This window comes from Rhodovulum sp., assembly GCF_011048875.1.
Taxonomy (GTDB): Bacteria; Pseudomonadota; Alphaproteobacteria; order Rhodobacterales; family Rhodobacteraceae; genus Rhodovulum; species Rhodovulum tesquicola.
In genome coordinates, this window is record NZ_DSDD01000154.1 from 1 (window position 1) to 1,622 (window position 1,622).

Genomic DNA, 1,622 nt, shown 5'->3' on the forward strand with positions numbered 1-1,622 from the left:
GGCTATCCCGATACCGTGGCCGCGGGTTCGATCGCGGCAGGTGGCACGCTGGGCATCCTGATCCCACCCTCGGTCACGATGATCGTCTATGGCATCGCCACCGAAACCTCGATCGGGCGGCTGTTCCTGGCGGGTGTGCTGCCGGGGCTCTTGCTGGTGGGGCTGTTCATGGCCTGGTCGATCTGGTCCACCTGGTGCAACACCGGCCTTTCGGTCATGTCGGCCCGGCGCTACAGCCTGCGCGAGAAGCTGGAGATCCTGCCGCGCGTGATCCCGTTCCTCCTTGTCATCCTGGGCGTGCTTTACGCGATGTGTGGCGGCATCGCGACACCGTCCGAGACCGCGGCGGTGGGCGCGATGCTCTGCCTGCTGATGGCGGTCGTGATCTACCGGATGTGGGCGCCGAAATCGCTATGGGTGGTGCTGCGCGACTCCACCCGGAAATCGGTGATGATCCTGTTCATCATCGGCGCGGCGGGGGTGTTTTCCTACATGCTGTCCTCGCTTTACATCACGCAATCCATCGCGACCTGGATCTCCGCGCTCGAGGTCAATCGCTGGGTGCTGATGGGGGCGATCAACGTCTTCCTGCTGGTCGCGGGCTTCTTCCTGCCGCCGGTGGCGGTGATCCTGATGGCCGCGCCGATCCTGCTGCCGATCACCCTGGCCGCCGATTTCGACCCCTACTGGTTCGCGGTGATCCTGACGATCAACATGGAAATCGGCCTCATCTCGCCGCCCGTGGGGCTGAACCTATACGTCATCAACTCGATCGCGCCGGATATCAGGCTGAAGACCATCCTGACGGGATCGCTGCCCTATGTGGGTTGCATGGTGCTGGCGATCCTGATCCTGTGCGTCTTTCCGGGCATCGCGACATGGCTGCCCGACCTGGTGATGGGGTCTGCGCGATGACGCGGACGGGGTATCTGGGCGATCTTCTCGGCCAGCTTGTCGAGCGCCGCTTCGCGCCGCTGCGCGGCAGTCCGGGCAAGCCCGTGGCCGAGATGTGCGCGGCCCTCCTGGCGGGCGAGGGCGAGGTGTCGACCATGCGGCTGGCCCGCGACATCCTTGCCGCCTATGCCCGCATGGACATGGGCGCGCGGCGCGAATTCTTCGCGATGCTGGCGCGGGATTACGACATCATTCCCGATGCGGTCGTGCAGGCTGCGCAGGATTACGGCGCGACCGGGGACGCCCCCGCCCTGAGCAGGCTGCTGGAGGCCGCGGAACCCCGGCGGCAGGCGCTGTTCCGCCGCCTCAACCACGCGCCGGGGGCGACAACCGGAATGGTGCGGATGCGCCGCGACCTGCTGGCGCTGCTGCCCGAGATGCCCGACCTTGCGCGGGTGGACCTGGATTTCGTGCATCTGTTCCAGTCCTGGTTCAACCGCGGCTTTCTGGTGCTGCGGCAGGTGACATGGGAAAGCCCCGCGCAGTTTCTGGAAAAGATCATCGACTACGAGGCCGTCCACGCCATCTCCGACTGGGAGGCGCTGCGCGCCCGCGTCGGCCCCGAGGACCGGCGATGCTTCGCCTTCTTCCACCCGGCCATGCCCGACGCGCCACTGATCTTCGTGCAGGTGGCGCTGGTTCGCGGCGTGCCGGGCTCGGTGCAGGAC

At 66.6% G+C, this 1,622-nt stretch carries 2 protein-coding genes; both read left to right on the plus strand.

Translation table 11 applies throughout. The annotated features are described in order from the left end of the window. Positions 1–915 (plus strand): TRAP transporter large permease (locus tag ENN83_RS05550; protein ID WP_287185011.1); only part of this gene is annotated, 915 nt, incomplete at its 5' end. Beyond that, positions 912–1,622 (plus strand): malonyl-CoA decarboxylase domain-containing protein (locus ENN83_RS05555; protein WP_287185013.1); only part of this gene is annotated, 711 nt, incomplete at its 3' end. The genes ENN83_RS05550 and ENN83_RS05555, both read left to right, overlap by 4 nt.